The sequence below is a fragment of the Exiguobacterium undae DSM 14481 genome, from assembly GCF_000620805.1.
Taxonomy (GTDB): domain Bacteria; phylum Bacillota; class Bacilli; order Exiguobacteriales; family Exiguobacteriaceae; genus Exiguobacterium_A; species Exiguobacterium_A undae.
The window spans coordinates 1,796,721-1,821,514 of the sequence record NZ_KK211187.1 but is presented as its reverse complement, the minus strand read 5'-3'; the positions used below and the strand labels follow the sequence as shown (position 1 = coordinate 1,821,514).

General features: G+C 48.9%; 30 protein-coding genes. 19 read left to right on the top strand and 11 right to left on the bottom strand.

The window, feature by feature from the left end:
- Positions 1-96 precede the first annotated feature (96 nt).
- Positions 97-1,005: a LysR family transcriptional regulator gene (locus P397_RS17300; RefSeq protein WP_051523979.1), complete on the top strand. Its 909-nt coding sequence runs from the start codon at positions 97-99 to the stop codon at positions 1,003-1,005.
- On the opposite strand, the gene P397_RS0110175 is transcribed toward P397_RS17300, so the two are convergent.
- A complete protein-coding gene (locus tag P397_RS0110175; RefSeq protein WP_028106455.1) occupies positions 976-1,758 on the bottom strand; it encodes a phosphatidylserine decarboxylase in 783 nt (260 codons plus the stop codon). The genes P397_RS17300 and P397_RS0110175 overlap by 30 nt on opposite strands.
- 171 nt (positions 1,759-1,929) lie before the next feature.
- Positions 1,930-2,259, bottom strand: coding sequence for a hypothetical protein (locus tag P397_RS0110170; RefSeq protein ID WP_051523975.1), 330 nt, complete (start codon positions 2,257-2,259; stop codon positions 1,930-1,932).
- Positions 2,260-2,372: 113 nt separating this feature from the next.
- Here P397_RS0110170 and P397_RS0110165 point away from each other — a divergent pair, with 113 nt between their 5' ends.
- Positions 2,373-2,939: a TetR/AcrR family transcriptional regulator gene (locus tag P397_RS0110165; RefSeq protein ID WP_028106453.1), complete on the top strand. Its 567-nt coding sequence runs from the start codon at positions 2,373-2,375 to the stop codon at positions 2,937-2,939.
- 55 nt (positions 2,940-2,994) lie between these two features.
- Positions 2,995-3,279: a hypothetical protein gene (locus P397_RS0110160; RefSeq protein WP_028106452.1), complete on the top strand. Its 285-nt coding sequence runs from the start codon at positions 2,995-2,997 to the stop codon at positions 3,277-3,279.
- Between the two features lie 47 nt (positions 3,280-3,326).
- Here P397_RS0110160 and P397_RS0110155 read toward each other — a convergent pair whose 3' ends face one another.
- Entirely contained in the window at positions 3,327-3,836 is a 510-nt protein-coding gene (locus P397_RS0110155) for a hypothetical protein (protein ID WP_028106451.1), read from the bottom strand.
- A gap of 116 nt (positions 3,837-3,952) precedes the next feature.
- On the opposite strand from P397_RS0110155, the gene P397_RS0110150 reads away from it, so the two are divergent.
- A complete protein-coding gene (locus P397_RS0110150; RefSeq protein ID WP_028106450.1) occupies positions 3,953-4,816 on the top strand; it encodes a LysR family transcriptional regulator in 864 nt (287 codons plus the stop codon).
- Between the two features lie 54 nt (positions 4,817-4,870).
- On the opposite strand, the gene P397_RS0110145 is transcribed toward P397_RS0110150, so the two are convergent.
- Together P397_RS0110145 and P397_RS0110140 are read right to left on the bottom strand one after the other, a co-directional pair.
- Positions 4,871-5,155, bottom strand: a complete 285-nt coding sequence (locus P397_RS0110145; RefSeq protein WP_028106449.1) for a putative quinol monooxygenase — start codon at positions 5,153-5,155, stop codon at positions 4,871-4,873.
- Positions 5,156-5,213: 58 nt separating this feature from the next.
- Positions 5,214-5,876, bottom strand: coding sequence for a type 1 glutamine amidotransferase domain-containing protein (locus P397_RS0110140; protein ID WP_028106448.1), 663 nt, complete (start codon positions 5,874-5,876; stop codon positions 5,214-5,216).
- A gap of 332 nt (positions 5,877-6,208) precedes the next feature.
- On the opposite strand from P397_RS0110140, the gene P397_RS0110135 reads away from it, so the two are divergent.
- The 4 genes from P397_RS0110135 (at position 6,209) to P397_RS0110120 (ending at position 11,899) form a co-directional block, all read left to right on the top strand.
- A complete protein-coding gene (locus P397_RS0110135; RefSeq protein ID WP_026833171.1) occupies positions 6,209-7,312 on the top strand; it encodes a type I restriction endonuclease in 1,104 nt (367 codons plus the stop codon).
- A 226-nt stretch (positions 7,313-7,538) separates the two neighbouring features.
- The gene (locus P397_RS0110130) at positions 7,539-9,479 is read left to right on the top strand and encodes a glycoside hydrolase family 3 protein (protein WP_028106447.1); all 1,941 of its coding nucleotides are present in this window, start codon (positions 7,539-7,541) and stop codon (positions 9,477-9,479) included.
- A gap of 148 nt (positions 9,480-9,627) precedes the next feature.
- A complete protein-coding gene (gene murQ, locus P397_RS0110125; protein WP_028106446.1) occupies positions 9,628-10,512 on the top strand; it encodes an N-acetylmuramic acid 6-phosphate etherase in 885 nt (294 codons plus the stop codon).
- Positions 10,513-10,525: 13 nt separating this feature from the next.
- Complete coding sequence (locus tag P397_RS0110120) at positions 10,526-11,899, top strand: PTS transporter subunit EIIC (RefSeq protein WP_026833168.1); 1,374 nt, start codon at positions 10,526-10,528, stop codon at positions 11,897-11,899.
- 84 nt (positions 11,900-11,983) lie between these two features.
- On the opposite strand, the gene P397_RS0110115 is transcribed toward P397_RS0110120, so the two are convergent.
- Both P397_RS0110115 and P397_RS0110110 read right to left on the bottom strand, forming a co-directional pair.
- Positions 11,984-12,259 (bottom strand): hypothetical protein, encoded by a 276-nt coding sequence (locus tag P397_RS0110115; RefSeq protein WP_028106445.1) that lies wholly within the window; start codon positions 12,257-12,259, stop codon positions 11,984-11,986.
- A 36-nt stretch (positions 12,260-12,295) separates the two neighbouring features.
- On the bottom strand, positions 12,296-12,784 hold the full coding sequence (locus P397_RS0110110; protein ID WP_028106444.1) for a DUF4825 domain-containing protein: 489 nt from the start codon (positions 12,782-12,784) through the stop codon (positions 12,296-12,298).
- 134 nt (positions 12,785-12,918) lie between these two features.
- On the opposite strand from P397_RS0110110, the gene P397_RS0110105 reads away from it, so the two are divergent.
- From P397_RS0110105 to P397_RS0110095, 3 genes are read left to right on the top strand one after another with little or no spacing between them, the layout of a single operon-like run.
- The gene (locus P397_RS0110105) at positions 12,919-13,995 is read left to right on the top strand and encodes a DUF871 domain-containing protein (RefSeq protein WP_028106443.1); all 1,077 of its coding nucleotides are present in this window, start codon (positions 12,919-12,921) and stop codon (positions 13,993-13,995) included.
- A complete protein-coding gene (locus tag P397_RS17295; protein ID WP_051523974.1) occupies positions 13,992-14,549 on the top strand; it encodes a hypothetical protein in 558 nt (185 codons plus the stop codon). The genes P397_RS0110105 and P397_RS17295 overlap by 4 nt, the downstream gene beginning before the upstream one ends.
- The gene (locus P397_RS0110095; protein WP_026833164.1) at positions 14,546-15,052 is read left to right on the top strand and encodes a DNA topology modulation protein; all 507 of its coding nucleotides are present in this window, start codon (positions 14,546-14,548) and stop codon (positions 15,050-15,052) included. Before P397_RS17295 ends, P397_RS0110095 begins: the two co-directional genes overlap by 4 nt.
- 150 nt (positions 15,053-15,202) lie before the next feature.
- On the opposite strand, the gene P397_RS0110090 is transcribed toward P397_RS0110095, so the two are convergent.
- From P397_RS0110090 to P397_RS0110080, 3 genes are all read right to left on the bottom strand, one after another.
- The gene (locus P397_RS0110090) at positions 15,203-15,475 is read right to left on the bottom strand and encodes a hypothetical protein (protein WP_028106442.1); all 273 of its coding nucleotides are present in this window, start codon (positions 15,473-15,475) and stop codon (positions 15,203-15,205) included.
- A gap of 61 nt (positions 15,476-15,536) precedes the next feature.
- Positions 15,537-16,319, bottom strand: coding sequence for an HAD-IIB family hydrolase (locus tag P397_RS0110085; RefSeq protein ID WP_028106441.1), 783 nt, complete (start codon positions 16,317-16,319; stop codon positions 15,537-15,539).
- Positions 16,320-16,337: 18 nt separating this feature from the next.
- Positions 16,338-17,195: an alpha/beta hydrolase gene (locus P397_RS0110080; RefSeq protein ID WP_028106440.1), complete on the bottom strand. Its 858-nt coding sequence runs from the start codon at positions 17,193-17,195 to the stop codon at positions 16,338-16,340.
- Positions 17,196-17,307: 112 nt separating this feature from the next.
- On the opposite strand from P397_RS0110080, the gene P397_RS0110075 reads away from it, so the two are divergent.
- On the top strand, positions 17,308-17,988 hold the full coding sequence (locus P397_RS0110075) for a glyoxalase (RefSeq protein WP_028106439.1): 681 nt from the start codon (positions 17,308-17,310) through the stop codon (positions 17,986-17,988).
- Between the two features lie 25 nt (positions 17,989-18,013).
- Here P397_RS0110075 and P397_RS0110070 read toward each other — a convergent pair whose 3' ends face one another.
- Positions 18,014-18,496, bottom strand: coding sequence for a hypothetical protein (locus P397_RS0110070; RefSeq protein ID WP_028106438.1), 483 nt, complete (start codon positions 18,494-18,496; stop codon positions 18,014-18,016).
- Between the two features lie 87 nt (positions 18,497-18,583).
- On the opposite strand from P397_RS0110070, the gene P397_RS0110065 reads away from it, so the two are divergent.
- The 7 genes from P397_RS0110065 (at position 18,584) to P397_RS0110035 (ending at position 24,756) form a co-directional block, all read left to right on the top strand.
- A complete protein-coding gene (locus tag P397_RS0110065) occupies positions 18,584-18,955 on the top strand; it encodes a hypothetical protein (protein ID WP_028106437.1) in 372 nt (123 codons plus the stop codon).
- 32 nt (positions 18,956-18,987) lie between these two features.
- Positions 18,988-19,551, top strand: a complete 564-nt coding sequence (locus P397_RS0110060; protein WP_028106436.1) for a DUF1349 domain-containing protein — start codon at positions 18,988-18,990, stop codon at positions 19,549-19,551.
- A gap of 178 nt (positions 19,552-19,729) precedes the next feature.
- Positions 19,730-21,343, top strand: coding sequence for a nickel ABC transporter substrate-binding protein (gene nikA, locus P397_RS0110055; protein ID WP_028106435.1), 1,614 nt, complete (start codon positions 19,730-19,732; stop codon positions 21,341-21,343).
- Positions 21,344-21,357: 14 nt separating this feature from the next.
- The gene (locus P397_RS0110050) at positions 21,358-22,302 is read left to right on the top strand and encodes an ABC transporter permease (RefSeq protein ID WP_028106434.1); all 945 of its coding nucleotides are present in this window, start codon (positions 21,358-21,360) and stop codon (positions 22,300-22,302) included.
- A complete protein-coding gene (nikC, locus tag P397_RS0110045) occupies positions 22,299-23,153 on the top strand; it encodes a nickel ABC transporter permease subunit NikC (protein ID WP_051523971.1) in 855 nt (284 codons plus the stop codon). The genes P397_RS0110050 and nikC overlap by 4 nt, the downstream gene beginning before the upstream one ends.
- Positions 23,154-23,167: 14 nt before the next feature.
- Positions 23,168-23,965: an ABC transporter ATP-binding protein gene (locus tag P397_RS0110040; protein WP_407636693.1), complete on the top strand. Its 798-nt coding sequence runs from the start codon at positions 23,168-23,170 to the stop codon at positions 23,963-23,965.
- Positions 23,962-24,756 carry an ATP-binding cassette domain-containing protein gene (locus P397_RS0110035; RefSeq protein WP_028106432.1) on the top strand — a complete coding sequence of 265 codons (795 nt, stop codon included), beginning with the start codon at positions 23,962-23,964 and terminating at the stop codon, positions 24,754-24,756. The genes P397_RS0110040 and P397_RS0110035 overlap by 4 nt, the downstream gene beginning before the upstream one ends.
- Positions 24,757-24,794 lie beyond the last annotated feature (38 nt).

Below are 24,794 nucleotides of genomic sequence, written 5' to 3'. Positions count from 1 at the left end.
CATTATTGTATGATGAACCTATAGATTAATAAAATTGAAATAAAAAATGGAACCATCATTTATTTCGATGGATGAACGAAAGGAGTGTTCAATCGAATGGAGATCAGGCATCTTGCCACGTTTTTGAAAATCATTGAAACCGGCAGTTACACGGCAGCAGCTGCTGAACTGGGGTACACGCAGTCGACGATTACCTCCCATATGCAAACGCTGGAACAAAGTGTCGGGGGTGAAGTGTTCACGCACTTCAATCGAAAATTACAGCTGACCGCCTTAGGAAAAGAACTGATTCCGTTAGCGGAAGACCTGCTTGCGACTCATGACAAGATTAAAAACATGCAAAAAACGGACGGATTGCACGGAACGTTGCGCGTAGCCGCTCCGGAATCCTTGACGATCTCCCGCCTCGGTCCCGTCATCAAACGATTTTCGCAACATCATCCCGATGTCAAACTGATTTTGACGAACGGGACGTGCGGCGAAAACCAGGAGGAACTTTTGAATGGACGGGTCGACGTGGCCTTGATGCTGTTTCCTGCCATGGCAGTCGAAAAATGTCTCCATCATGTTTTGACCGAAGAAAAAATCGTGATGGTCGGTGCTCCGGACGCACCTGAACAGTTTAAGGACATCCAAAAAAAGCAGTCGGACCATGTGTATATCACCAATGAACAAGGATGCAGTTACCGGACGATGTTTGAGCAACACCTGACCAAACAAAATCTGCTTTCTTTTCAGACGATGGAGTTATGGAGTATCGGTGCCATCAAGAAAATGGTCATGAGCGGTCTTGGGTTCGCCGTGTTACCGTATATCACGGTCCAGGAGGAGCTGGAGAACGGCAGTCTGAAAATCATCAAGCAAGACGAGGCGTTCGAACCGATTTATTCGCATATTCTGATCAAGAAAAAGAAATGGGTCTCACCCATCGCCCATGCGTTTATGGAAGCGGTCATCGATTCGATTCCTTCAACATCACTCCGACCCGTTCCATTGGCCGAGTGATTGTCCCATCCGGACAAATCCCTCGACGTTTTGTTTCAGTGCCAGTGCGTCGGCCGGACAAATCAAGATGACGGTGGAGCCGAACGAGAAATAGCCGAATTCCTCTCCCTGTTCAAGGGAGGACGTCTTATGTGTTTCGACAATCGTATTGACGTTCAAAGCGCCGACCATGACATGTTCAAAGGTCTGTTTCCCGGAGCGGATCCGGGTGACGCGGCGGTAATTCCGGGTCAGTGGTCGCTTGAAATGGGTTAATCCGTACGTGTTCACAGGAACGGACTCTTTGCCGAGAGTATAGCTGGTCTCGATTTCTCCGCTGACCGGTGTATGGACGCGGTGATAATCTTTCGGACTGAGATAAAAAATCAGAGCGACCCCGTTGGCGTAGGTGTCCGCCTGTTGCTTTGAACCGATCAGTTCCGCAACCGTGTAATGTTGTCCTTTGACGACAAACCGACTTTCAGGTGTCAAGTCCGGCACGACCGACAGCACGGCATCACAAGGGCTGACGAAGGCGTCGTCTTCGACCGCGACAGGACGGGCCTCCGCTTTCAATTCACGGACAAAAAAGTCATGAAGCGAGTGGAAGGCGGGCAACGGCAATAATGCTTCCTCGAGTCGGATGTCATACGTACGGATGAACGGTTTGATCAACGGGCGGCTCCAGCGGCTCATGGCGAACTTCTTTAGCGACCGGGCGACGACGGGCCGTGCGTTTAATTGAACGATTGTGTTGAAGACTGCTTTTTTCATGATGAAAACTCCTTTAAATAGATGTATCTGGCTCTGTCCTTTACTCTACAGAGGAGTTCTTTCCAACCGCCGCCGCTGTTTCTTAACGAATTCTTAATCGTTCCGTTAAATTAACGAAGGCACCAAAAAAAGCCTGGCTGACCAAGCTTTTTCAAAAGGATGTTAACCCGATTAACGGACTGTCGCCGGTGATTTCCGTGTCAGGAGATACAGCAATGGACCAAAGGCGCCGATCGCGAGTGTCACCACCGTCCAGAAAATGAAACTGCGTCCTGTTTGTTTCGTATCATGTCGGAGCCAAACGATGATAAAGAGCGCGCAGAGAATCAAATCGACGAAAATCTGTAATGTCGCGGCGTTTTGTAGGCCTTCTGAAAAAATACCGATTAAACCAAACTGACTGACGGAATAAGCGGTGAGAATACCAAACGCGATGGTGATGATCAACAGAACCGGCTTGGGGATGACATCAACAAAAGATGGCGTCACATGGTTGTTCATGAATAATCCTCCTTTAAAATGTAGTGACTACTACAATTAAAATGTAGCATCTGCTACATAAAGCGTCAATAGTGAAAGATGTTGTATCATAGAAGGGAAGGTGGGGGAAGAACATGGACAAATTTGAATTGAAGCGGCAAGCGTATACAGCAAAAATCGCTGAATATGTCTTACATCACGGAATCAGCGGAGCGAGCCTGAGAAAAATGGCGGACGCCGCAGCGACGAGTGACCGGATGCTGATGCATTATTTTAAAGATAAAAGTGACATCGAGACACGGGTACTGACAGCAATCAGTGAAGAATTGATGGATCTATTAAACGAAAACCTGGCCTTACGTTTAGGTTTCCGGGATTTTTTACTGTTCATCCGTGAAGCGATCAAAGACCAGCGCATCAAACCGTATTTGAATCTGTGGTTTGAAGTCACTCATCTGGCAACGGGCAACAAAGAGCCGTACGTGACGGTGATGCAGGAAATCGGAAAATCGTTTGAACAATGGATTGACCGCGTCTATGCTCCGGCGCCGGACGAGAACGGTCCGCAACTTGCTGCCTTGTTGTTTGTCATCACGGAAGGACTCGTCGTCTTGGATCGAATCGAGATGCAGGACCGGATGGTGCGGGCGATTGACGGGATGATCGGTTTATATGATCAGGCGAAAGGGATTAGGGGGTAAAATGGTGTATTCCTTATTAAGGAAATTCATTTTTTAAGAGGGAGGTAGTCGGGTTATGCTGTCGGTCGATGCATGGTTTTACATTTATTTTGCAATTGGGGCAGTGGGTGTTTTTCTCATCGGTTACGGGATTGCCAAGAAAACGCAGAAGCAGGACAGCGGCTTTTCGTTTATCCTGCTGATGAGCGTGGTGTTGTTCGCGGCTCTAACTTACTGGTTTAATGGTGCGGCAAGAGAAGTCTTGATGGGAACGTTGCCTTGGCTGATCAATCTGATATTCGGCGGCGTACTTCTGATTGTATTCCTTACCGGTTCCAAAATGATTTTCAAAAGAATCTAAAGGGCAGTCGCTGTCGACGGACGGTTGGACCGTCCGTATGTACGTGGTTAAAGAGGGTAACGAATCCCTCGTCGTTCGATGACGAGAATGTAATCCGTGATTTCTTCCGGTTCGTCGTCGAACGCATCATATGTGATTCGTTCGGACAACCGGATTTGGTATTGCTCCAAACCCTTGATGGTTTGCAAATAGTCCGGTAATCTTTCGGTCGGTTCCGTTAAAGTTAAATCGGTAAACGGAAAATTATCGTCGTTCGGATTGTTTGTATGGATAAAAACGGCGTCTAGTCCTGCATCGAGCCGGGACAGTTCGATCCAGAGCTGGTACGGTTGACCCCACGTTTGAAGGGCGGTGTTTAACTCATCCATCAGATGAAACAGTGCCTGGACATGTGCTTTCCGCATTTTAAGGTGACCGTTTCCGTGTCCGTCAAAATCAAGATGGACGTGCCAAAAATCGAACCAACTGTCGGGACTGAAATCGAGCGGATGGGCGCTGAGTTGTTGTTCTTTTTGAAGATTTCGGAAGTAGCGGCGTTTGCCTCTGAATTTTTTCATATGGATCAATCCTTTCCGACTATAAATATTCTTATGGATGTCTGCTTGAAATGTTATTTGTCTAATGCCTGACGGCTCCTTATACTTAAAGTATCGCAGGAAAAGGAGCGAAGACAATGATAGATTTTGAATGGTACCGGAGCTTCATCCATGTGTACCAACAACGTTCGGTCTCAGCGGCCGCACGGATCCGGTTTTTGACGCAACCCGCCGTCAGCCAACATATCGCGGCCCTCGAGGCGGAATTGCAAAGCTCGTTGTTCATTCGCGCCCCGCGGCAGATGGTTCCGACGGATGCCGGCAAGGAGCTGTATACGCAAGTCGTCGGTTTGATTGACCGCTTGGAAGAACTGTCACTCGAAATGAAATATGTCGCAGGTGAACAGGTGCGTCCGCTGTTGAAGTTCGGTGGACCGACCGAATTCATCACCCACGAAGTGATTCCGGTCCTGCCGCTTGATCTCGCCCAGTACATCGGCGATTTCGGCTTGACCGACCAATTGCTGAAGCGGCTCGCAATAGGTGAACTCGATTTTGTCATCTCGACGAAACGGATCGAGGAACCGGGTATTCAGTATGTTCCGATTGCTGACGAAACCTTTTTCCTCGTCGCCCCTCACGTATGGGAGCAACCGGACGATGATTTGAAGGGTTGGATGGATCGTCAGCCGTGGATCAGTTACGGGCTTGAACTGCCGATCATCCGGCGGTATTACCAGACACAGTTTGGGGAACGGCCGGACATTCGACCGGAGATGGTGTTGCCGAACGTCGATGCCATATTAAAAGCCGTCGCTTCATCGCATGGTGTCAGTGTGTTGCCGGATTATTTGATTCGTCAAGCGCTCAAAGACGAAACGATTCAAGTCATCGCACCGGAGCGTTTTGCGACGAACCATATCTACATGGCGTACCGGACGGAGTCGCGGCATGATCCGTTGATGCTCGATATTTTAGCCGCCCTGCAACACAAAAAGTAGGATCCAATTGCGGATCCTACTTTTTTTAGAAAAGGTATTAAGTTCTTATCTAAATTAGAGGATTTCGTCCAAGAAAGTCAGTTTCCGGTCAAGAACCAACTCTGCGGTCTGTGTCCGGTACGTTTGATAATGATCAGAGGCGATATGCGCATCAAAGGCGGTCTGATTCTGCCACTGTTCGTAAAAGACGAAGTGGTCTGATGCATCGGCTTCGCGGTGGAAGGTATACTGCAGACAACCGGCTTCTGCGCGGGACGGAGCGATAGCTGCTTTAACGGCATTAAGAAAAGCGTCACTTTGACCCGGCTTGATCTGAATCTGAGCGATGAGAATGATCATCGATTTTATCTCCTTTCATAAGCGAGACCCGCCTAAATATAGACGGGTCTCTTGTAGATTAGTTAAGCGTTTTGATGACGGCATTTGCGACGGCAACCGTAGATTGTGGGTTTTGACCTGTTACAAGATTTCCGTCGACTTGGACGTTTTCTGTGAAGTTATCAGCGACGATGATGTTCGCACCAAGTTCACGGAGACGTGTCTCAAGCAGGAACGGCATGTAGATGTCGAGTCCTGTCGCGCGTTCCTCTTCATCCGTGAACGTTGCGATCGTTTTACCGGCGACGAGTGGTGTTCCGTCTGTCAGTGTCGCACTGACGAGTCCAGCTGGTCCGTGGCAGACGGCAGCAACGGTTTTGCCCGCTTCAAACAACGTCCGCAGTGCATGGTTCAAGGCGTCGCTGTGTGGCAAGTCGAACATCGTACCGTGACCACCCGGCATGAAGATGGCATCAAACGCGCTGAAGTCGCTGATCGATTTCAGATCGATTGTGTTTTCAAGCAGCGGCGCCGTGGCTTGAATGTCTGCCGGTACTTCGTCTTCGAGGCTGCGGGCGTCGATTGGCGAAAGTCCACCGTTTGGACTGGCGACCGTAATCGTATAGCCTTCTTTTTGGAACGCGACATAGGCTTCGCCGAACTCGGATAACCAAATGCCTGTTGCATGTCCTTCTTTCATTTCGCTGGCGTTTGTGACGACCATTAATACGTGTTTACTCATGTTTATTTCCTCCTTGGATGTGTTCAGTGATTCGCTACGTGATTAGAATAGCGCGTAGTTGATGTAAAAACAAATTAATAAAAATAGGTCTATCTATAAATAAATTTATAGCTGAACCTATGCAAATTCTTCTATGAAATTAACGTTCATATAGTTGACTGTGAAAGAAAAAGAGAATGGTTACCTAGTAAAAAATTATTAATAATATTACTGGATAATTTATTAACTAAATAATTGTTTGGATATATTAAACAAAAGGATATATAATATAAATTAACAATTATTTCATATAAATACACATATAGTAAAAGATAAAACAGGAGGTTTTTCAATTGGAAAAGTTCTCGTCGGACATTCGTACAGTTTCACAAAGAATTCAGCAACTACAGCACTCGATTTCTACTGAAGAAGCAACCAAAACTGCTTTAATCATGCCGTTCTTTCAAACATTAGGTTATGATGTGTTCAATCCAGCTGAATTTACTCCTGAATATATTGCAGATGTCGGTATTAAAAAAGGGGAAAAAGTGGATTATGCGATTATGGATCAAGGACAACCCACTATTCTGATTGAAGCTAAATCCATCCGCGAACCGCTGACGAAACACGATTCACAGTTGTTCAGGTACTATGGCACTACAAAAGCCAAATTTGCTATTTTAACAAATGGAGACACGTATAGATTTTATACAGACTTAGAGATTCCGAATGTAATGGACACCGTTCCGTTTTTTGAAATTACGTTATCAAGTATTAAAGATAACGAGATTAAAGAATTATACAAATTTAAAAAGCAAGAATTTAATGTAAATACCATTCTTTCAACAGCAGAAGAACTTAAATATTTAAGTGCTATAAAAGAACAATTGAAGTTAATGTCCCAATCACCAAGTGATGAATTTATCAGATTATTGATTCAAGAATGTTATCAAGGAATGAAAACGCAAACGGTGGTCGATAAATTTAGACCTATTGTTTCTAAGGCCTTTAACCAGTTCATAAATGAAAACATGAATGAGCGAATCAAGCATGTAATTTCAGGTGAACCGGATTCATCAACAACGCCGTCAACTTCTGTACAAGACGTACAAACTGAAGAATTGATAGATGAACCAGTCATTGATGTTCCTTCACAGCCATCCTTTGAAACCACGCAAGAAGAAATTGAAGGCTACGCAACAGTGAAAGTTTTACTCGGTACAACAATAGATAAAAACCGAATTTTTTATCGTGATAATGCGAGCTATTTCAATATTTTAATTGATGACAGTAACCGAAAATGGGTGTGTCGTCTTCATCTAAATTCTCTGACTAACAAATATATTACTTTCCGTGATGAACCTAATGTAAGACACAAAATTAATCATGTTTATGACATCGAAGAATTTAAAGATCGGCTATCACATATTGTTACTGAAATTGTAGGTTCAAATTAAATTTTTCTACATTATGCTACCTTTTACGAGGTAGTTTTTTTAATTCTTTAAAAGAAATTTTATTTCAATATGTTTACGCTTTCAAATAAAACATTGTTTCTTTATGGAGTGGTTGCTATACTAACGGTGAACGCAGGGGAAAGTATCAACAATGGTTGGAAAAACGCCAAACAGTGGATGTAGAAGCAGTTCAAGCAGGGGTCAAAACAAAAGGGGAGCTGAGCATATGGGACAGAAACTCAACTGGACAGCAACACTCGGATTGACGACGGCGCTACTCGCCGCGTCACTGCCAATGCAACCGGTCGATGCTGAAATGACACCATCCGTTACGGAACGGGTCGACACACAACTGGATCAGATGACACTTGAGCAGAAGATCGGACAAATGATCATGCCGGATTTCCGGTTATGGGACGGGGCCAATCATACGAAGCTGGCACCGGAAGTCGGACGGGTCATCGACCGGTTTGACTTAGGGGGCGTCATCTTATTTGCGGAAAACGTCAGTGAGACGGAGCAGACGACGAAACTGGTTCATGACTTGCAGGAGGTCGTCAAGCAGGATACAAGCAATGATCTCCCGTTGTTCGTGACGATTGACCAGGAAGGCGGCATCGTGACACGACTTGGAACGGGAACGAATTTACCGGGCAACATGGCACTTGGCGCAACCCGGAGTGCATCCTACGCGGAAGCGGCAGGTGGCATCATCGGGTCCGAGTTGAAGGCACTTGGAATCAACGTCAACTTTGGTCCGGTCCTAGACGTCAACAACAATCCCGGGAATCCGGTCATCGGCGTCCGGTCATTTTCAAGTGATCCGCAGCTGGTCGGGAAACTCGGTTCGGCGATGACACAAGGCATTCAGGAGCAGGGTGTCGCTGCGACGGCAAAACACTTCCCGGGACACGGAGATACGGCAGTGGATTCGCATTACGGCTTGCCGGTCGTCGATAAATCATTACAAGAGTTGAAACAACTGGAACTTGTTCCCTTTAAACGGGCAATTGCCGAAGGAATCGATATGGTCATGACGGGACATATCGGGATGCCGCAAATCGAGGATGAGGTCGTCGAATCGACACAAGGCACGTTCCCGTTACCGGCGACGTTATCGGATGACGTCATCACCGGCGTCTTGCGGGAAGAGCTCGGGTATCAGGGACTTGTCATCACCGATGCCTTGAACATGCAGGCGATTGCCGACAACTTCACGGAGTCGGAAGCCGTCATCAAGACGTTTAAAGCTGGCGTCGATATCGCCTTGATGCCGACGATTCTCCGATCGGCACAAGACGTGACGAAACTCGAGACGATTTTTGACGACGTCATTGAAGCTGTCGAAAGCGGTGAACTGTCGGAAGCGGATATCGATCAGTCTGTCTCGCGGATTTTGACGTTAAAAGCAACACGCGGCATTTGGAATGAAACGGACATTCCGGTCACGCTCGATGAAAAGCTGGCGCGAGCGAAAACAGTCGTCGGCAGTCCAGAACATAAGGCACTTGAACGGAAAATGACGGAAGCGGCGGTCACGCTCGTTAAAAATGACAAGAAAACATTGCCGTTCAAACCGAAAAAAAGGGAGACGATCCTTGTCTTGTCACCGGCAAAAGATCAGACGGACAGTATGGTCAAGACAATCCGGTCGCTTGAGAAAAACGCCGACAACCTGAAACACGTGAACATATTGACGGAAAATTATACGGCATCGACGCCGCACCTGGAGCAAAATCCGAATCTGCAAGAAAAGGTCGCAGCTGCGGACTACATCATCGTCGGCTCAAACGTCAACAACAGTGACAAGCTGAAAGCGACGTCAGCGGATCACTATGTACCGGCGGAAGTGTTCCGTCAGGCGAAGCGGACCAACACACCGTCCGTCCTGCTCAGTCTTCGGAATCCGTATGATGTCGCCGTACAAACGGACGCAAAAGCGCAACTGCTTGTCTACGGCTTCAAGGGAGATCCAAACGGTCCGGACTCGGAAGCCGGGAACACGAAATCAGCCGGACCAAATTTACCGGCAGGAATCCGTGCCATCTTTGGTGAAGTGAAACCACAAGGAAAACTGCCCGTTGACGTACCGAAGTTCAAAGACGGTACGTTCCGGAACACGCTTCATCTCGAATTTGGGGACGGGTTCAAGAACTGGAACCGGTAAGGAAGATGAAAATAGGTAAGCTCAATCTTTCCGATTGGGCTTTCCCTATTGACTCTTTTTGCAATTAAATTTCATTAATTATTAATTTTAATTGTTATTATATTTTTTATAGAGGAAGTAGAAGGAGTTGTCAGAGAGGATGAAGGTCATGTTAGAAAAATTAGCGACAGAACGCCGGAATGAAAAGACGATGCGTCTCGACGACATGTCGGTCGAAGACATGTTGACGGTCATGAATGCGGAGGATCAAACGGTCGCCGCTGTCATTCAACAGGAAATACCGGTCATCAAACAAGTCGTCGATCGGGTCATTCAATCGTTTCAAGCGGATGGACGATTGATTTACATCGGAGCTGGAACGAGCGGCCGACTCGGTGTGCTGGATGCGGCCGAATGTGTGCCGACGTTCGGGGTCTCACCGGACATGGTCGTCGGTCTGATTGCCGGGGGCGAACGGGCACTCATCAAAGCCGTCGAAGGAGCGGAAGACAGCAAAACGCTTGCTGTCGAAGATTTACAGGCACTTCAGCTGACAGCGAATGATACCGTCATCGGCATCGCTGCGAGCGGCCGGACCCCTTACGTGATCGGCGGTCTGGACTATGCACGTGAAGTCGGTGCGACGACTGCTGCATTGTCCTGCAACAAACAGGCGGCAATCAGTGAACACGCGGACTTTCGGATCGAAGTCGAAACCGGACCGGAAGTCTTGACCGGCTCGACACGCCTGAAGGCCGGGACGGCACAAAAGCTCGTGTTGAACATGATTTCGACGGCGGCGATGATTGGTGTCGGGAAGGTCTACCAAAACCTGATGGTCGATGTCCAATCGACGAATGAAAAACTCGAAATTCGGGCCAAACGGATGATCGTGGAAGCGACAGGGGTTGAGCTTGAGACAGCCGCGCGTTATTTCACATCGTCAAATGGTCACGTCAAGACGGCGATCGTGATGATTTTAGCGGACGTTTCGTATACTGAGGCGGTCGAACGATTACAACGTGCGCACGGATTCGTCCGCGACGCGCTTTAAGGGGGGGACGAACATGAAGAAGGAAGAAGTGTTGGCATCCGCCATCCTTGAACATGTCGGGGGAAAAGATAATCTCCGGCAACTGGCCCATTGTATGACACGTGTCCGGTTGTCGCTGAAAGATCCGACGAAAGCGGACATCCAGGCCCTCAAACAAATTGACGGTGTCATGGGGGTCATCGATGACGAGACATTGCAAATCGTCGTCGGACCGGGAACGGTCAACCGGGTGGCTGATCATTTAAGTCGTGAGACGGGGCTGGCGATCGGTGAGGAGTCGGTCGATGAGAATCTGACATTTGAAGAGCGGGCTGCCATCGAACGGCAAAAAGTGAAGGACAAACAAAAATCACCGTTCAAACGCTTTTTACGTCGTTTAGGAAACATCTTCATCCCGCTCATTCCGGGACTCGTCGCATCGGGAATCATCAATGGAGCGGCGAACTTTGCGAAAAATGCCGGGGTGGATGCGACGGAAACGTGGATGCAGATTCTCTTATTGATAGGTAGTACCGTCTTCGCCTACTTAGCGATTCTCGTCGGTTGGAATACGGCGAAGGAATTTGGCGGCACACCGGTTCTCGGCGCAATCGCCGGCGGAATTCTATTTAATCCGTTACTTGTCGACATCGTCATTTACGGTGAACCGCTAGTCGTCGGTCGGGGTGGTTTGTTTGGGGTCATCTTTGCCGCCTGGTTGATGACGTATCTCGAAAAACATATTCGCCGGTTCATGCCGGTCTCGATTGATATCATCTTTACGCCACTCTTTACTGTTTTGATTGTCGGCTTTACGGCACTTTATGCGATCATGCCGGTCGCCGGCGTGTTATCAGACGGCATCATGAAGGCGATCAACGTGATTCTTGAAGTCGGTGGTCCGCTTGCCGGTGCCGTTCTCGCCGGATTCTTCCTGCCGCTCGTCATGGTCGGTCTCCATCACGGATTGACACCGATTCACTTGGAGTTGTTAAATACGATTGGCAATACGGCACTGCTACCGATTCTTGCGATGGCGGGAGCCGGCCAAGTCGGGGCAGCGATGGCGATTTTCGTCAAGACACGGAATCAACGGTTGCGCAACATCATCAAGGGAGCGATTCCGGTCGGGTTCCTCGGTATCGGTGAACCGTTGTTGTACGGGGTTACCTTGCCGCTCGGGCGTCCATTCCTGACAGCCTGTATGGGAGCCGCAGTCGGTGGTGCCTTCCAAGCGACGATGAAGACGGCGGCGCTTGGGGTCGGTGTATCTGGTCTGTCGTTGACACCGTTGATCGATAACGGGATGTACCTGACGTATATCGGCGGTCTCGTCATCTCGTACGTTTTTGGCTTCTTGTTTACATTCTGGTTTGGTTTCAAAGAAGAAATGGCAGATGGGATTTAACTGGATGTGAGGATATCAGGGGAAATGAAAAGATGGAAGATCACGTTGAGGTGATGTTCCATCTTTTTTTACACGTGACCTTGCTTACTGAATCTTCGTGTCGACGGTCTTGTCCTGTAGCATACGTTCAAGGACCAAGACATAGACCAAGGCCACAAGAACGCCCACGGTCTCTGGCAGAACGGCAATGATTGAGTCAGTCAGGTATGCTGCAGGAATCAGATAAGTCAACAGAGACTTCACACCATTCAACACGAGAAGGGCTGTCAGCAGGATCAAGGTCACAGTCCGTTTTTGCAGATTCCCAAAGAACTGACGATCTGTTTTTTTTACCCGTGTCATGCCGAACCAAGCGAACATACAGATGACCTCCATTGGTTTCTAAATAAGTGAAGATCAGTCAGCAAAAAACTGGTTGATCTTGGTTTCAGACTTCAAATGACGCTGAATCAATTTTGTGACTGCTTGTTCCTGTTCGATTGTGCTGAGTTGCGTGTTGTACCAGCCGTTCAGTTTATCGCGGGTCACGGTGAAGGTATAATCCGGGAAGGTAAACGTAATCCGGTCGACGTTATCGACGAGGACAAACAGGTAGGTTGCGTTGAACAGGACCGTTTCTTTGATCTCCTGTTCGACTTGTTCCGTCTCGATGTCCTTGTAAGTCAAATGGATGCCATACGGTGTTTGTTTCGTTTCGAGGGCAATCTGATGCAACTCTTGATGGTGTGCCAATTCTTTGACGATATTCGCGACGGCGCTGTTGTCGCCGACAGAAGAATGTTTATGTTGGAACAGGTCCGTCTTTGAATCGGCATGTTGACTGTAGCCGTTCCAGATCAATACCAGACAGGCAATCGACAGGAACGGAATCAAAATTCGTTTCATGCAATCTCTCCTTTATCTATCTCATACTAATGGTATCATAATCCATGAGGCATCTCCTAAAAAATTCTTATATTGGAACTTTAGTAACAATTGATGGTTTTTGAATACACCGCTGACAAGAAGGAGTGAAACAGATGAAAGGACTTGCCGTTTATTTGAGTGAACCACTGACAGATGAGGCGAAAGACAGCATCCGACAGATGCGGACGATTGGTTTTACATCAATCTTTACCTCGTTACATATTCCGGAAGACGATCCTTCGTTGTACACGGAACGCTTGCGGACGCTCGGGCAACTGACGCAACAGCTCGAGATGGAACTCGTCGCGGATATCGCCCCGACTTCCCTTGCTGCGCTCGGCAAGACGTGGCATGATGCCGATACCTTAACCGAATGGGGCGTGACCGGACTGCGGGTCGACTACGGCGTGACACCGAAACAGGTCGCGGACTTGTCAAAACAGATGATGGTCGCCTTAAACGCCAGTACGCTGACGGCGGAAGAACTCGACGCGATGAAAGCGGAGGGGCTTGTGCTTGAGCAGGTCGAGGCGTGGCACAACTTTTATCCGCGACCGGAAACGGGACTGGATCGTGACTGGTTCAATGATAAAAACCGGTGGCTCCGTGAACAGGGAATCCGTGTCCAAGCCTTCATTCCGGGAGACGGACACCTGCGTGGTCCGCTGCACGAAACGTTACCGACGCTCGAAGACCACCGCGGACAATCACCGTTTGCCTGTTATCTCGAGCTGGAAGCGTCCGTTGACCGGATTCTAATCGGGGACCCGGGCTTGTCGGAAAGCTCGATGCGGCAATTTGCTGCGTATCAGGAGGGGATCATTGTCCTCCGGGTAACGGGTCAAGGCGATGATGATCCACTGTTGACGAGTATTCAGACGAACCGGATGGATCCAGCGCGGGATGTCATCCGATCGGTCGAGTCACGGGCTTACGGTCGACCGGGCAATGGATGGCTTGACCCTGCGATCTTATCAGACCGGCCTGTCGGATCGGTCACGATCGACAATCTTAAGTACGGTCGGTATGCCGGCGAGTTACAGCTGACGAAACGGGATCTTGCGGCCGACGAGCGTGTTAATGTCATCGGTCGTATTATCGAGGCGGATCGGGCGTTGCTGCACCAGATCGGACCCGGCGGACGTTTTCGACTGGAATGGGTTTCAAGTGAAGGAGCGATCCTTTCGTGAAGAAGACGATTGAAGACCGGTTAACGTATCTGTATAAAGGCGAACTGTTTTCCATCATCGGCTTCATCCCGATCAGCGGGTTGGTCCAGTATACGTTTCCGGAGCTGCATCTGTTTGCGCTCAGTTCATTTTGGGTGTCGCTGATCCTCCTTGAACTGTTACTGCTGCAAGGTTCGTATTATTGGTACAGCAAACGGGAGCAGCTCAAACGGGAGAATTCTTCAATCACTCCGGTACACGTCGTCCGCCGGTTGCACAGGTTTCAAAAGATCAACGGCGGGATCATCGTACTGGCTGTCATGGTGTTTGCTGTTGACGTATGGCGCTGGCATCCGGACTATCCCGTGAACGGACTAAAAGTGTCCGGATTTCTGTTTGTGTTCGCCGTGCTTGAGTACATCAATTACTTTTATCTTCAGTTGTCGTATGATAACCGGTCGGACGTCCAGTACTTAGTCCGAAACAAGAAGTTGAAGCGTTCTTCGATGTGGAAGGATTTTCAGCGGATTAAAAAAATCAATCTATATTCGAAAGAAAAGGGGGAAATGGAATGAAAAAAATCGTCCTGATTGGTTCCGGGGGCTCCGGTAAATCGACGTTAGCCAAACAGCTCAGCCATACCTTGGGCATTCCGGTCTATCATCTGGATACATTGTTTTGGAAGCCGAACTGGCAAGGTGTTCCACGGGAAGAACAAACCCGCATTCAGACGGAGTTGATTGCACAGGACGACTGGATCATCGACGGGAATTACGGCGGAACGATGGACATCCGGCTGCAAGCGGCGGATACAATCATCTTTCTTGATTTGCCGCGAACGACATGTGTGTACCGCGTCTTGAAACGGACAGTCCGCCATCGCCATCAACCAAGAACAGATATGGCAGCAGGGTGTCCGGAAAAAATCGATTTTGCTTTTTTAAAATGGATCTGGAATTATCCGAACGTACAACGACCGGACATCCAATCGAAACTCAACCAAGTGGCATCGACCAAAACCATCATCGTATTGAAGTCCCGGAACGACGTTCGGCAGTTTTTGGAGACAGCTACTTAATCGAAATCCTTAAAAAATGGACATCCATCCTCTGAAGAATCGCTCAGAGAGTTGATGTCCATTTTGTCTGGCTGAAATTTTTTGTACATTGAACCTGACACTCAGGTAAAAAGTAAACATTCTCCGTCAGGATGAAATGAAACGCATTTTTTAGATCGTTTTGTTTTGCTTAATTACAGTGACGACGATCCAAGCGATTCCGAGTGAGAGGACAGGTAAGATGATATTCCAAGAACTGAAATGGATCGCATCATACTGGTAATAAAACTTTGCGTACCAGATCTCATACAACAAATTAAGCAGTAAAGTGACGACTGGGGCCAACACTACTTTTTTAGTAAGCGACGCCACAAATACGCCAACTCCGATGACGACCGCCGGAACAATGAACAACTGCATCAAAAACGGATCAAAGCCAGGCATGTTGTCTTCCTCCTTTCTGAATGGACGGGTAGCGAAACTCCATCAAATCAATTGCTTATAATTAAGTCGGCAAACCATTTTTGGCACTGAAACGGAGACTCAATTCACGCAGTTTAGCGACAAGTTGTTCTTCGTACAAACCGTTTAACGGAATCTGCTCATCCGCATAGGCAGCCAGACCGGCATGACTACCGATCATGACCGAATGAATGGCACCTTTAAACATCTCGATGTCGTTGGCATCGTTCCCGAACGCGACATATCCTTCTGTTGTAATGCCCATGATGTGAAGGGCATGTCGCTTATGGATGCCTTTCGGGCTGATGTCGAGCACCTGCTCTTCACCATGCGAATGCGAAACGACATCGATCTCGCGTAATGCTTCCGAAAAGTCCGCCATACTCGATGCGCTTAAAATCAAGACTTTTATAATGGCATCGTGTTCTGCCAGACTTACGTTTTGTGCGGATTGTAACGGATCCAGATTCTTGAGAATCGGATGCGACGCGGTCCCCGTATAGCTGTAGTTCCACAAACCGTCAACTAAATAGGTGGCACCCATCTGTTGAATCAGTTTTTGCATATAGATGACATCGGACGGAGAAAAGGGCGTTGAATAAACGATTTCTCCACGCCGAGAAACTAACGATCCGTTTCCGCCAATCAACAGATGGTGATGAAACGTTTCCGAAAGGACCGGTAACAGATCGCGAATTGGTCGGGCTGAAGCGAAGATGACACGGTGCCCTGCTTCTTCGAGCGAATGAAGCGCCTCTGTAATGGGGTGAGACAACGGTAAACCTTGAAAACAGAGGGTCCCGTCCAAATCAAAAACAAAATTCATGATGATTCTCCTTATCTGTTATGAATGAAGCGATTTTGAAATCGACCAGTTTTCCTGAATTACCTGCAGAACAAACTGCGGATTATCCCAGTGTACGATGTGGGAAGTCGACGGAGCGGAGATCACAGTCCCACCGGTTTTTTCCTGCCACAGGGCAATTGCTTGTTGGCGGAACGGTTCTTCTGAAACGGGTAACGTCGCACGCAGCAACACGAGGTTGTCACCGGGGACATCGTCGAGGAAGTCGAGAATCTCGTCTTGATACATTGCCGTCAAGATGGCGCGTGCCGTCTTCGCCCGGGCATGCCAGTAGTAACGCCCGTCCTGCATCCGGACAAAATCTTTTCCGGCCAGATCAAGCAACGGCGACCGGCGCATCTTTGGTCCATACACGGCAACGTCCCGAAATTCCTCCCACGTCGCGACGGACTCCTCAAAATCCGTATCGTAAAATGCAGATTCCTCCTCGAGTGGTGTGCCCCGCAACCGTTTACTCTGATAACCGCCGTCAATTAAAATCGATCCGCGGACCCGCTCCGGCTGTTCTTTTTGATAGAAAAGCGCGATGAAACTGCCCCAGGAGTGCGAAAGGAAATAAAAGTCTTCGATGTGCAACTGTTCGAACAGCTGATTCAGCCAATCGAAAAACCGGGCAAACTGATAATCCCGTTCATCCGGAAACGGTTCGGTCTTCCCATGACCCGGGGCATCAATCGAGACAATGCGGTAGTCATGCTTCAACGCATCGGCCAGTTCAATAAAGCTGAGGCTCGTTCCTCCGAGACCATGCAGACAAAAAATCACCGGGTGATTCGGGTTGCCCCATTCTGTGACTTGTGTTGAAATTCCGGCGCATGCGATACTGTAACGTTTCATCTGTTTTCCTCCATTTCTGAATAGGTATGTACTTACTTTTTAACCAGTATTATACATCAATTGTTGTATAATGAAGCGAGTGAATTTAAAAGACAGATGGAGGGAATGTGGAATGAAAATTACGGCAGCAACACTTTGGACAGATCACGTAAAACCGATGCAACACTTTTATACGACGACGCTTGGCTTCGGACTCGTCAAAGAAACGGCAACATCTTTTACGGTACAAATCGGGACAAGTCAGCTTCGGTTTGAACAGGATACGACACAGCAACCGAAACAATACCACTTTGCGTTCAACGTTCCGGGGAATGCGTTTCAGCTGGCCAAGGACTGGTTGCAACAGCAAGTGCCGTTATTGATTGAGGATGGAGCAGACGAAATCTTTTTTGAAAACATCAATGCCCATTCCATCTACTTTTACGATCCCGACGAGAACGTCGTCGAATTGATTGCCCGGCATGACGTCAATCCGAATAAGTCGCTTGAGACGTTTGCGGTGAGTGACATTCTGGATATCGGCGAAATGAACGTGACGACGCCGGACGTCGCCGGTGTCGGGGCTAGATTTGCTGAACTCGGTGTCTTTCACCGGTACCATCAGCCGATTAACGTCGACTTTTTAAACTTCCTCGGGGCGCCGGAAGACGGGACCCATCTGTTGCTCGGGCGAGCGGGACGGACGTGGTTATTCTCACCAAAACCGGCAGTCACGAGTCCACTTGTTCTCGAACTCGACGGCAAGCTGCATGTCCGGATCGATGCCGACGGTACGTTGCATCACGAAAAATAAACCCGTGCGCAGACGGGTTTGGAGATTACGCCATGAGTTGTAAAATCCCAAATGTCGTCAAGACGACATAAGAGACAGAGACGAAGATTAAGACGGGTTGAAACAACGTGTCTTTTGATTGGCGTGTAATCCCTTCGACGAAACAGCTGAGGAGAAAGACAAAAATCGCCAATCCGATATACATCAAGACAAGCGTCGAGACGCCTTGGAGCAGACCAAACGATACGATTGAAAAAACACTGAAGAACAGATAACCGAACGCCGCCAAAAGACCGAGACCGAGCAAGATGCCGAGAGCCGGATGAAGTCCGTTGACGCGCGCCGTCCACTTTGGGAAACGTCGGTTGAACAGAGACCACGCGGTATGTAGCGATAAACAGACAGAGATGAACAGCATTAGAAAAAAGATAGCCTGTAAGAGTGGCGACAGCCGATCCGCCCATAACGGAACAATTAAGAAGAGGAACGGGAAGCAGAGCATCAAGAGGTGTTTTTTCAAGTTGATCACTTCTTTCTACATGATAGGTTAGTTTGTTAACTAGATCTTCCTTGTCCGTACCGTATCATGCGGTGGGACAACAGGAAAGGAGAGCCGATGACGAACTTTTGGAAAGAAAACGGCAAATGGCGGATTGGGCGGTTCATCTTACTCAGCATTTTTCTTGTTTTTCTATCTTGCTTTTTGTACATCTATCATCAAACGGTATTGCACCAACTGTATTTAGAAGACCAGCTAAAACAAGAATTTAAGTTGGAAAAAGAAGATTATCAAATAAAAGGTCAGTTTTGGAAATTTAGTTACGCATATGACATAATTTTAGAAGATGAACCAAAAACGTCTTATTTGTTTAATGTAAAGAAAAAAGACGGGAAATACACAGCAGCATATTGGGGGCACGGATTTTTGGATTCATCCAATGATGGATCGCCTAAGCATCTAGAGTTCGAACGAATGAGATATGACTAGCGTATTATTCTATAAAAACAGGAGGTAGCAACATGTGGCAAGATTACGAATGGATCAACCAGCCGAACAAAATCGACATGCACGAGCAATTAAAATTTACGACGGAAGGCGATACCGACTTTTGGCGCAATACGTACTATCAGTTTAATCGGATGACCGGTCACGCCTTACTAAAATCGATTCCATCAGCATCGTTCTCATGCCGGATTGAAGTGAAATTGAATCCACGTCAGACGTACGATCAAGCAGGGATCCTTCTTTATCTAAACGAAGATCACTGGCTAAAAGTTTCAGCGGAATTCATTCCGGACGGGAAATCGCATCTCGGTGCAGTCGTCACGTCCTTCGGATACTCTGACTGGTCGTCGCGTGACATTGAAAATACTGTTTTTGATCATGCATTGACGTTTGAGCTTGTCTTCAAAAACCAGGACGTGGAACTGTATTTTGTCGACGGTGAAACGAAGGAACAGCTACGGATTGCGCATTTGCACGGGGAAGGGGACTGGAAAGTCGGTCCGTACGCGTGCAGCCCGAATCTGGAGGAACAAGGATGTGACGTCGAAGTGGTGGCGTTTGATTGTCACGAAGTATAAAAAATATCACAAAAGCACTCCTGCTATTTGGGGGAGTGCTTTATTTTGTGGAACAACAATAACAAATAACTTCAAATACAGGAAAATCAACAGTTGGACGGATTATCCATTGACAATTCTTAACACCCACTCTTACAATTGAAAATGATTATCAATAAGAATGGGAGTCCTGTCCACTATGAACGTTTCACGCCGTAAGAAATCCATCATCCAAGCTGTTTCCATCCTCTCAATCACGACACTGCTGTTCGGCTGTTCGAATCCGAACGAAGGTGCTGACAATACAACAGATAAAGATACGTTGACCCTCGCCTGGCCGCGCGATATCGGCGAGATGAATCCGCATGTCTATAACCCGTCACAACTGTTCGCCCAGTCGATGGTCTATGAGCCGCTCGTGCATTACGCAGAAGGTGGAAAGCTGGAGCCGTTCCTCGCCAAGTCGTGGGACATCTCAAAAGACGGAAAGACCTACACGTTCACTTTGCGTGACGATGTCAAGTTCTCCGACGGTTCGGCGTTTGACGCAACGATCGTCAAAAAGAACTTTGATGCCGTCATCAAAAACAAAGCCTTACATAGCTGGCTCGGCTTTATCTCCAAAATCGACAAGACGGAAGCCGTCGACAAGCAGACATTCCGCATGACATTATCGGAAGCCTACTACCCGACGATTCAGGAACTGGCGGTCGTCCGTCCGGTCCGTTTCCTCGGTGAAGCCGGTTTCCCGAAAAACGGCGACACGTCAAAAGGTGTCGAAGAAGAAGTCGGGACCGGTCCATGGGTGCTTGACGAGTACAAAGCGGATCAATACGCGACGTTTAAGGTCAATAAAAACTACTGGGGTCCGATGCCAAAAGTCAAGAAAATCAAGGTCGACATCATTCCCGATGCCGAGACCCGCGTGCTCGCCTTTGAAAAAGGGGACATCGACTTGATTTACGGGGAAGGCGCAATCAGTGTTGATGCGTTTAATCAGCTGAAAGAAACGAAGTCTTATAAGACGACGATGTCCGAGCCGGTTGCGACCCGTCTGTTGATCATGAACACCAAGAAAAAACAGCTGGCGGACGAACGGGTCCGTCAGGCGTTGCAATACGGTTTTGACAAAAAAACGTTAGTCGAAGGCATCACGTCCGGTCTGGAAGCACCGGCGGACTTCATCCTGCCGCCGAACTTGCCGTACACGTCGAAACTGAAGGTCGAGAAACGGGACTTTGATGTTGAAAAAGCGAAGACGTTGCTCGACGAAGCCGGATGGAAACTGCCGAACGGGAAAACGATCCGTGAAAAAGACGGTCAACCGTTACAGGTCGAGATGATGTATGATGCGGCGGAACTTTTCCAAAAGGCGATGGCCGAGACGTTACAGTCGGAGTGGGCCAACATCGGGGTCGATTTGAAGATCGTCGGTGTCGAGTTGCCGGATCAAGTCCAGCGCTTCAAGGACAACAAGTTCGATATCAACATGTACAGTAACTTCGGTGCACCGTATGATCCACACACGTTCGTCAACATCATCGGTACGGACGGGTTCGGCTTCAAAGAAGCGATTTCCGCTTATCCGAACAAGACGGAATTGTTACAGGACATGAAGGACGTCTTGAAGACGACCGACGAGACGAAACGTCAAGCGATGTATGCCGAGATTTTACCGTCACTCCAAGATCAAGGTGCGCTCGTCCCGATCTCATATTTGAAGAAGATGGCGATTTACCAGTCGGATGTGACGAACTTTAACTTTGCGGCGAATCGGGATGAAAGTCCGTTCGCACAAATCGGCATTAAATAAGGGAGGTGTACGGAATGGGCGTCTATATTCTCAAACGGGTCGGGTCGGTCATTCCGATCCTGCTCCTGGCGATTTTATTGCTGACGGCGATGATTCACCTGTCACCGGTCGATCCGGCGGAAGCGTATCTCGCTGCCGCTCACATCCAACCGACGGAAGAGGTGCTGACGCAAAAGCGGGCCGAGTTTGGTCTCGATCAATCGTTCATGACACAATACGCGACGACCGTCGTCCGGTTGGCCCAATTTGATTTCGGGACGTCCTTTGTCTCCGGCAAACCGGTTCTCGGTGAAGTGTTGCTTCGTCTGCCGGCTACGTTACAACTGGCACTGTCGAGTCTGTTGCTGGCCGTGATCGTCAGCATCCCGCTCGGCTTTCTCGCGGGGATTCGGAAAAATGGATTTTTTGACCAGTTGAGTCGGGTGATTGCCTTTATCGGCGCATCGATTCCGTCGTTTTGGCTCGGCTATCTGTTGATTTTCTTTTTTGCCGTCCAGTTGGATTTGTTACCGGTCGGCGGTATCGGCAGTCCGAGTCACGTCATTTTGCCGGCAATCACGCTTGCGTTACCGCTGATTGCGCTTTATACCCGGCTGCTGCGGACGAGTGTCATCGAGACGATACGCGAACCGTACGTCTTGTTTGCCCGGACACGCGGCATCCGCGAAACGGTTATTTTAGGAAAACATGTTCTCCGAGTCGCCATTCCACCGATGATCACTGGGCTCGGCATGAATCTCGGAAAACTGTTGACGGGAACGATCATCGTCGAAACGGTTTTTTCGTGGCCGGGCTTTGGCCGCTACTTCATCGAAGCGATTTTTGACCGCGATATGCCGATCATTCAAGGATATGTGTTTCTGGCAGCACTATTATTCATCGGCAGCAGTCTGCTCGTCGATTTATTGCAACTGGCGATTGATCCCCGGATTGCCCGGAAAGGAGGGGACAGACGATGAATATTCCGCTTCGACGACCAAGCCTGTTGCACCGCTTGTCAAACCAACGGCTGATTTTAATCGGCTGTTCCGCTTTTTTAGGGTTGTTATTTCTCGCAGCACTGGCCGCACCGTGGCTTGCGCCGCATGATCCGTTTCTCGTCAATTTGGCGGTGAAACTGCAGGAACCGTCCTGGACGTATCCGCTCGGGACCGATCATCTCGGCCGCTGTACATTATCACGTCTGTTATATGGCGCCCGGGTGTCACTCGGCTTCGCCGTCCTGATTTTTGCATCGTCGTTGCTGATCGGCTTATTGATCGGCACGCTCGCCGGCTACATCGGCGGCTGGGTCGATCAACTGTTGATGCGGTTTTGTGACGGGGTAATGGCATTTCCGAGTCTGATTCTTGTGCTCGGTCTCGTCGGGATTTTCGGACCGGGACTCAAACAGGTCATCATCGCCTTGATGCTCGTCCAGTGGGTTTACTATGCCCGGATGTTCCGCGGACTCGTCATGACACTGAAGGAAAAGAATTTTATTGCGGCGGCGCGCGTCAATGGGTCGTCACACTGGAAAATCTTTCGGACCCATCTGTTGCCGAACATCCTGCCGCCGTTGCTTGTCATCGGGACACTCGAGATGGGCTGGGCGATCATGGATATTTCCGCCATGTCGTTCCTTGGTCTTGGCGTGCAGTCTCCGGCAGCGGAATGGGGCGCCATGATTCATGAAGGCAAATCGTACATCCGGACGAATCCGGAACTGATGATTTATCCCGGCGTGATGATCATGCTCGTCATTGCGAGCTTTAACTTACTCGGTGAATCGTTATCGGAACGATTCGGCGTGACGAAACCACCTAAATGAAAGGAGGCGCCATGATGAAACCTGTTTTATCCGTCGAACGATTGACCGTCGAAACCATCGCTGACGACACCCCGCTTGTCCGGGATGTCTCGTTTACACTTCTTGCCGGTCAGATCGTCGGACTCGTCGGCGAAAGTGGTTGCGGCAAGACGGTGACGAGTCTGGCCCTTTTGCGTCTGCTGGACGAAAAAGTGATCCGTCAGTCGGGTCGGATTCAGCTAGACGAAACGGATTTGATGACGCTGTCCGACCGAACGCTTCGACGTGTCCGCGGCGGACAAATTGCCTTCATCATGCAAAATCCGATGAGTGCTTTCACACCGGTCTACACGATTGGTCATCAATTGATCGAGACGATCCGGACCCATGACCGGGGCAGCAAACGCGAAGCGAAGGACCGGGCGCTCGAAGCGTTACGGGAAGTGAATCTCGAGGAGCCGGACCGGATTTTAAAAGCCTATCCGTTTGAACTGAGCGGCGGAATGCTGCAACGGGTCATGATTGCCCTTGCCGTCTGCCTGCGACCGGATGTTCTGATTGCCGATGAGCCGACGACGGCGCTTGACGTCTACAATCAAAAGCTCGTGTTGTATTATCTCGAAAAGGTCCGGGCGACCTATGGCACAGCGATCCTGTTGATTTCCCACGACTTAAGCGTCATCGCCGAGATGGCGGATCAGGTTCTTGTCATGCGGCACGGGGAAATCGTCGAACGGGCGGACGTCTTTGATCTGTTTGACCGTCCGCAACATCCGTACACACAACAATTGCTGGCCCAACAGGGGATTCAGGCAGGAGGGATGAACGCATGAGCCTTCTGCAAATGGAACAGGTGTCACACCGGTACGGCAGTCAACGGTTCCTGTCGCGGCAGACGGAACGGACCGTCTTACAGGACGTCACGTTGACGCTTGAAGCCGGGACGTGTCTTGGATTGCTCGGTCGAAGTGGTGCCGGAAAGAGTACGCTTGGACGGATTCTGCTTGGTCTCGAACGACCAACAGCAGGGCGTGTCCTGTTCGAAGGACAGGACATTTACCGGACGACGGCAAACGATTACCGGCAAGACATCCAAGTTGTCTTTCAGGATTCGTTTGCTGCAGTCAATCCGAAGATGACGGCGGGACAAATCATTGCCGAACCGTTGACGAATTTTACGCGTCTTGCGCCGGATGCCCTGCAGCACCGGTTGGTCACCTTGATCGAACAGGTCGGATTGACCCGCGCGGATTTGGCGAAATATCCGAATCAGTTCAGCGGCGGGCAGTTGCAACGGATCTGTATCGCCCGGGCGATTGCGACAAATCCGAAACTGATCATTCTCGATGAGGCCGTCAGCAGTCTCGATATGGTCAATAAGGCACTGATCCTCGCGCTGCTAGGGGAATTAAAGGACAAATATGACCTGTCCTATCTGTTCATTACCCATGACCTCCAAGCGGCTCAGGCACTCAGCGACCGATTCGTGATTTTAGATCAAGGGCAAATCGTCGGAGAGTACCCGACCCGCAAGGCATTTGTTGACGCGACGGATCCGCATGTCCTGGCGATTAAAAACGCCATGCTTGCAACCCATCCAAGGTACCGGACGATTCGAAAATAAGATCGCGTATGTTTGATCGTTCACCATTCAATCAAAAC

What these genes read in the sequence shown, in the direction of transcription:
- P397_RS17300 (WP_051523979.1), top strand. Translation starts at nt 97, where the DNA reads ATGGAGATCAGGCATCTTGCCACGTTTTTGAAAATCATTGAAACCGGC.
- P397_RS0110175 (WP_028106455.1), bottom strand. Translation starts at nt 1,758, where the DNA reads ATGAAAAAAGCAGTCTTCAACACAATCGTTCAATTAAACGCACGGCCC.
- P397_RS0110170 (WP_051523975.1), bottom strand. Translation starts at nt 2,259, where the DNA reads ATGAACAACCATGTGACGCCATCTTTTGTTGATGTCATCCCCAAGCCG.
- P397_RS0110165 (WP_028106453.1), top strand. Translation starts at nt 2,373, where the DNA reads ATGGACAAATTTGAATTGAAGCGGCAAGCGTATACAGCAAAAATCGCT.
- P397_RS0110160 (WP_028106452.1), top strand. Translation starts at nt 2,995, where the DNA reads ATGCTGTCGGTCGATGCATGGTTTTACATTTATTTTGCAATTGGGGCA.
- P397_RS0110155 (WP_028106451.1), bottom strand. Translation starts at nt 3,836, where the DNA reads ATGAAAAAATTCAGAGGCAAACGCCGCTACTTCCGAAATCTTCAAAAA.
- P397_RS0110150 (WP_028106450.1), top strand. Translation starts at nt 3,953, where the DNA reads ATGATAGATTTTGAATGGTACCGGAGCTTCATCCATGTGTACCAACAA.
- P397_RS0110145 (WP_028106449.1), bottom strand. Translation starts at nt 5,155, where the DNA reads ATGATCATTCTCATCGCTCAGATTCAGATCAAGCCGGGTCAAAGTGAC.
- P397_RS0110140 (WP_028106448.1), bottom strand. Translation starts at nt 5,876, where the DNA reads ATGAGTAAACACGTATTAATGGTCGTCACAAACGCCAGCGAAATGAAA.
- P397_RS0110130 (WP_028106447.1), top strand. Translation starts at nt 7,539, where the DNA reads ATGGGACAGAAACTCAACTGGACAGCAACACTCGGATTGACGACGGCG.
- murQ (WP_028106446.1), top strand. Translation starts at nt 9,628, where the DNA reads ATGTTAGAAAAATTAGCGACAGAACGCCGGAATGAAAAGACGATGCGT.
- P397_RS0110120 (WP_026833168.1), top strand. Translation starts at nt 10,526, where the DNA reads ATGAAGAAGGAAGAAGTGTTGGCATCCGCCATCCTTGAACATGTCGGG.
- P397_RS0110115 (WP_028106445.1), bottom strand. Translation starts at nt 12,259, where the DNA reads ATGTTCGCTTGGTTCGGCATGACACGGGTAAAAAAAACAGATCGTCAG.
- P397_RS0110110 (WP_028106444.1), bottom strand. Translation starts at nt 12,784, where the DNA reads ATGAAACGAATTTTGATTCCGTTCCTGTCGATTGCCTGTCTGGTATTG.
- P397_RS0110105 (WP_028106443.1), top strand. Translation starts at nt 12,919, where the DNA reads ATGAAAGGACTTGCCGTTTATTTGAGTGAACCACTGACAGATGAGGCG.
- P397_RS0110095 (WP_026833164.1), top strand. Translation starts at nt 14,546, where the DNA reads ATGAAAAAAATCGTCCTGATTGGTTCCGGGGGCTCCGGTAAATCGACG.
- P397_RS0110090 (WP_028106442.1), bottom strand. Translation starts at nt 15,475, where the DNA reads ATGCCTGGCTTTGATCCGTTTTTGATGCAGTTGTTCATTGTTCCGGCG.
- P397_RS0110085 (WP_028106441.1), bottom strand. Translation starts at nt 16,319, where the DNA reads ATGAATTTTGTTTTTGATTTGGACGGGACCCTCTGTTTTCAAGGTTTA.
- P397_RS0110080 (WP_028106440.1), bottom strand. Translation starts at nt 17,195, where the DNA reads ATGAAACGTTACAGTATCGCATGCGCCGGAATTTCAACACAAGTCACA.
- P397_RS0110075 (WP_028106439.1), top strand. Translation starts at nt 17,308, where the DNA reads ATGAAAATTACGGCAGCAACACTTTGGACAGATCACGTAAAACCGATG.
- P397_RS0110065 (WP_028106437.1), top strand. Translation starts at nt 18,584, where the DNA reads ATGACGAACTTTTGGAAAGAAAACGGCAAATGGCGGATTGGGCGGTTC.
- P397_RS0110060 (WP_028106436.1), top strand. Translation starts at nt 18,988, where the DNA reads ATGTGGCAAGATTACGAATGGATCAACCAGCCGAACAAAATCGACATG.
- nikA (WP_028106435.1), top strand. Translation starts at nt 19,730, where the DNA reads ATGAACGTTTCACGCCGTAAGAAATCCATCATCCAAGCTGTTTCCATC.
- P397_RS0110050 (WP_028106434.1), top strand. Translation starts at nt 21,358, where the DNA reads ATGGGCGTCTATATTCTCAAACGGGTCGGGTCGGTCATTCCGATCCTG.
- nikC (WP_051523971.1), top strand. Translation starts at nt 22,299, where the DNA reads ATGAATATTCCGCTTCGACGACCAAGCCTGTTGCACCGCTTGTCAAAC.
- P397_RS0110040 (WP_407636693.1), top strand. Translation starts at nt 23,168, where the DNA reads ATGAAACCTGTTTTATCCGTCGAACGATTGACCGTCGAAACCATCGCT.
- P397_RS0110035 (WP_028106432.1), top strand. Translation starts at nt 23,962, where the DNA reads ATGAGCCTTCTGCAAATGGAACAGGTGTCACACCGGTACGGCAGTCAA.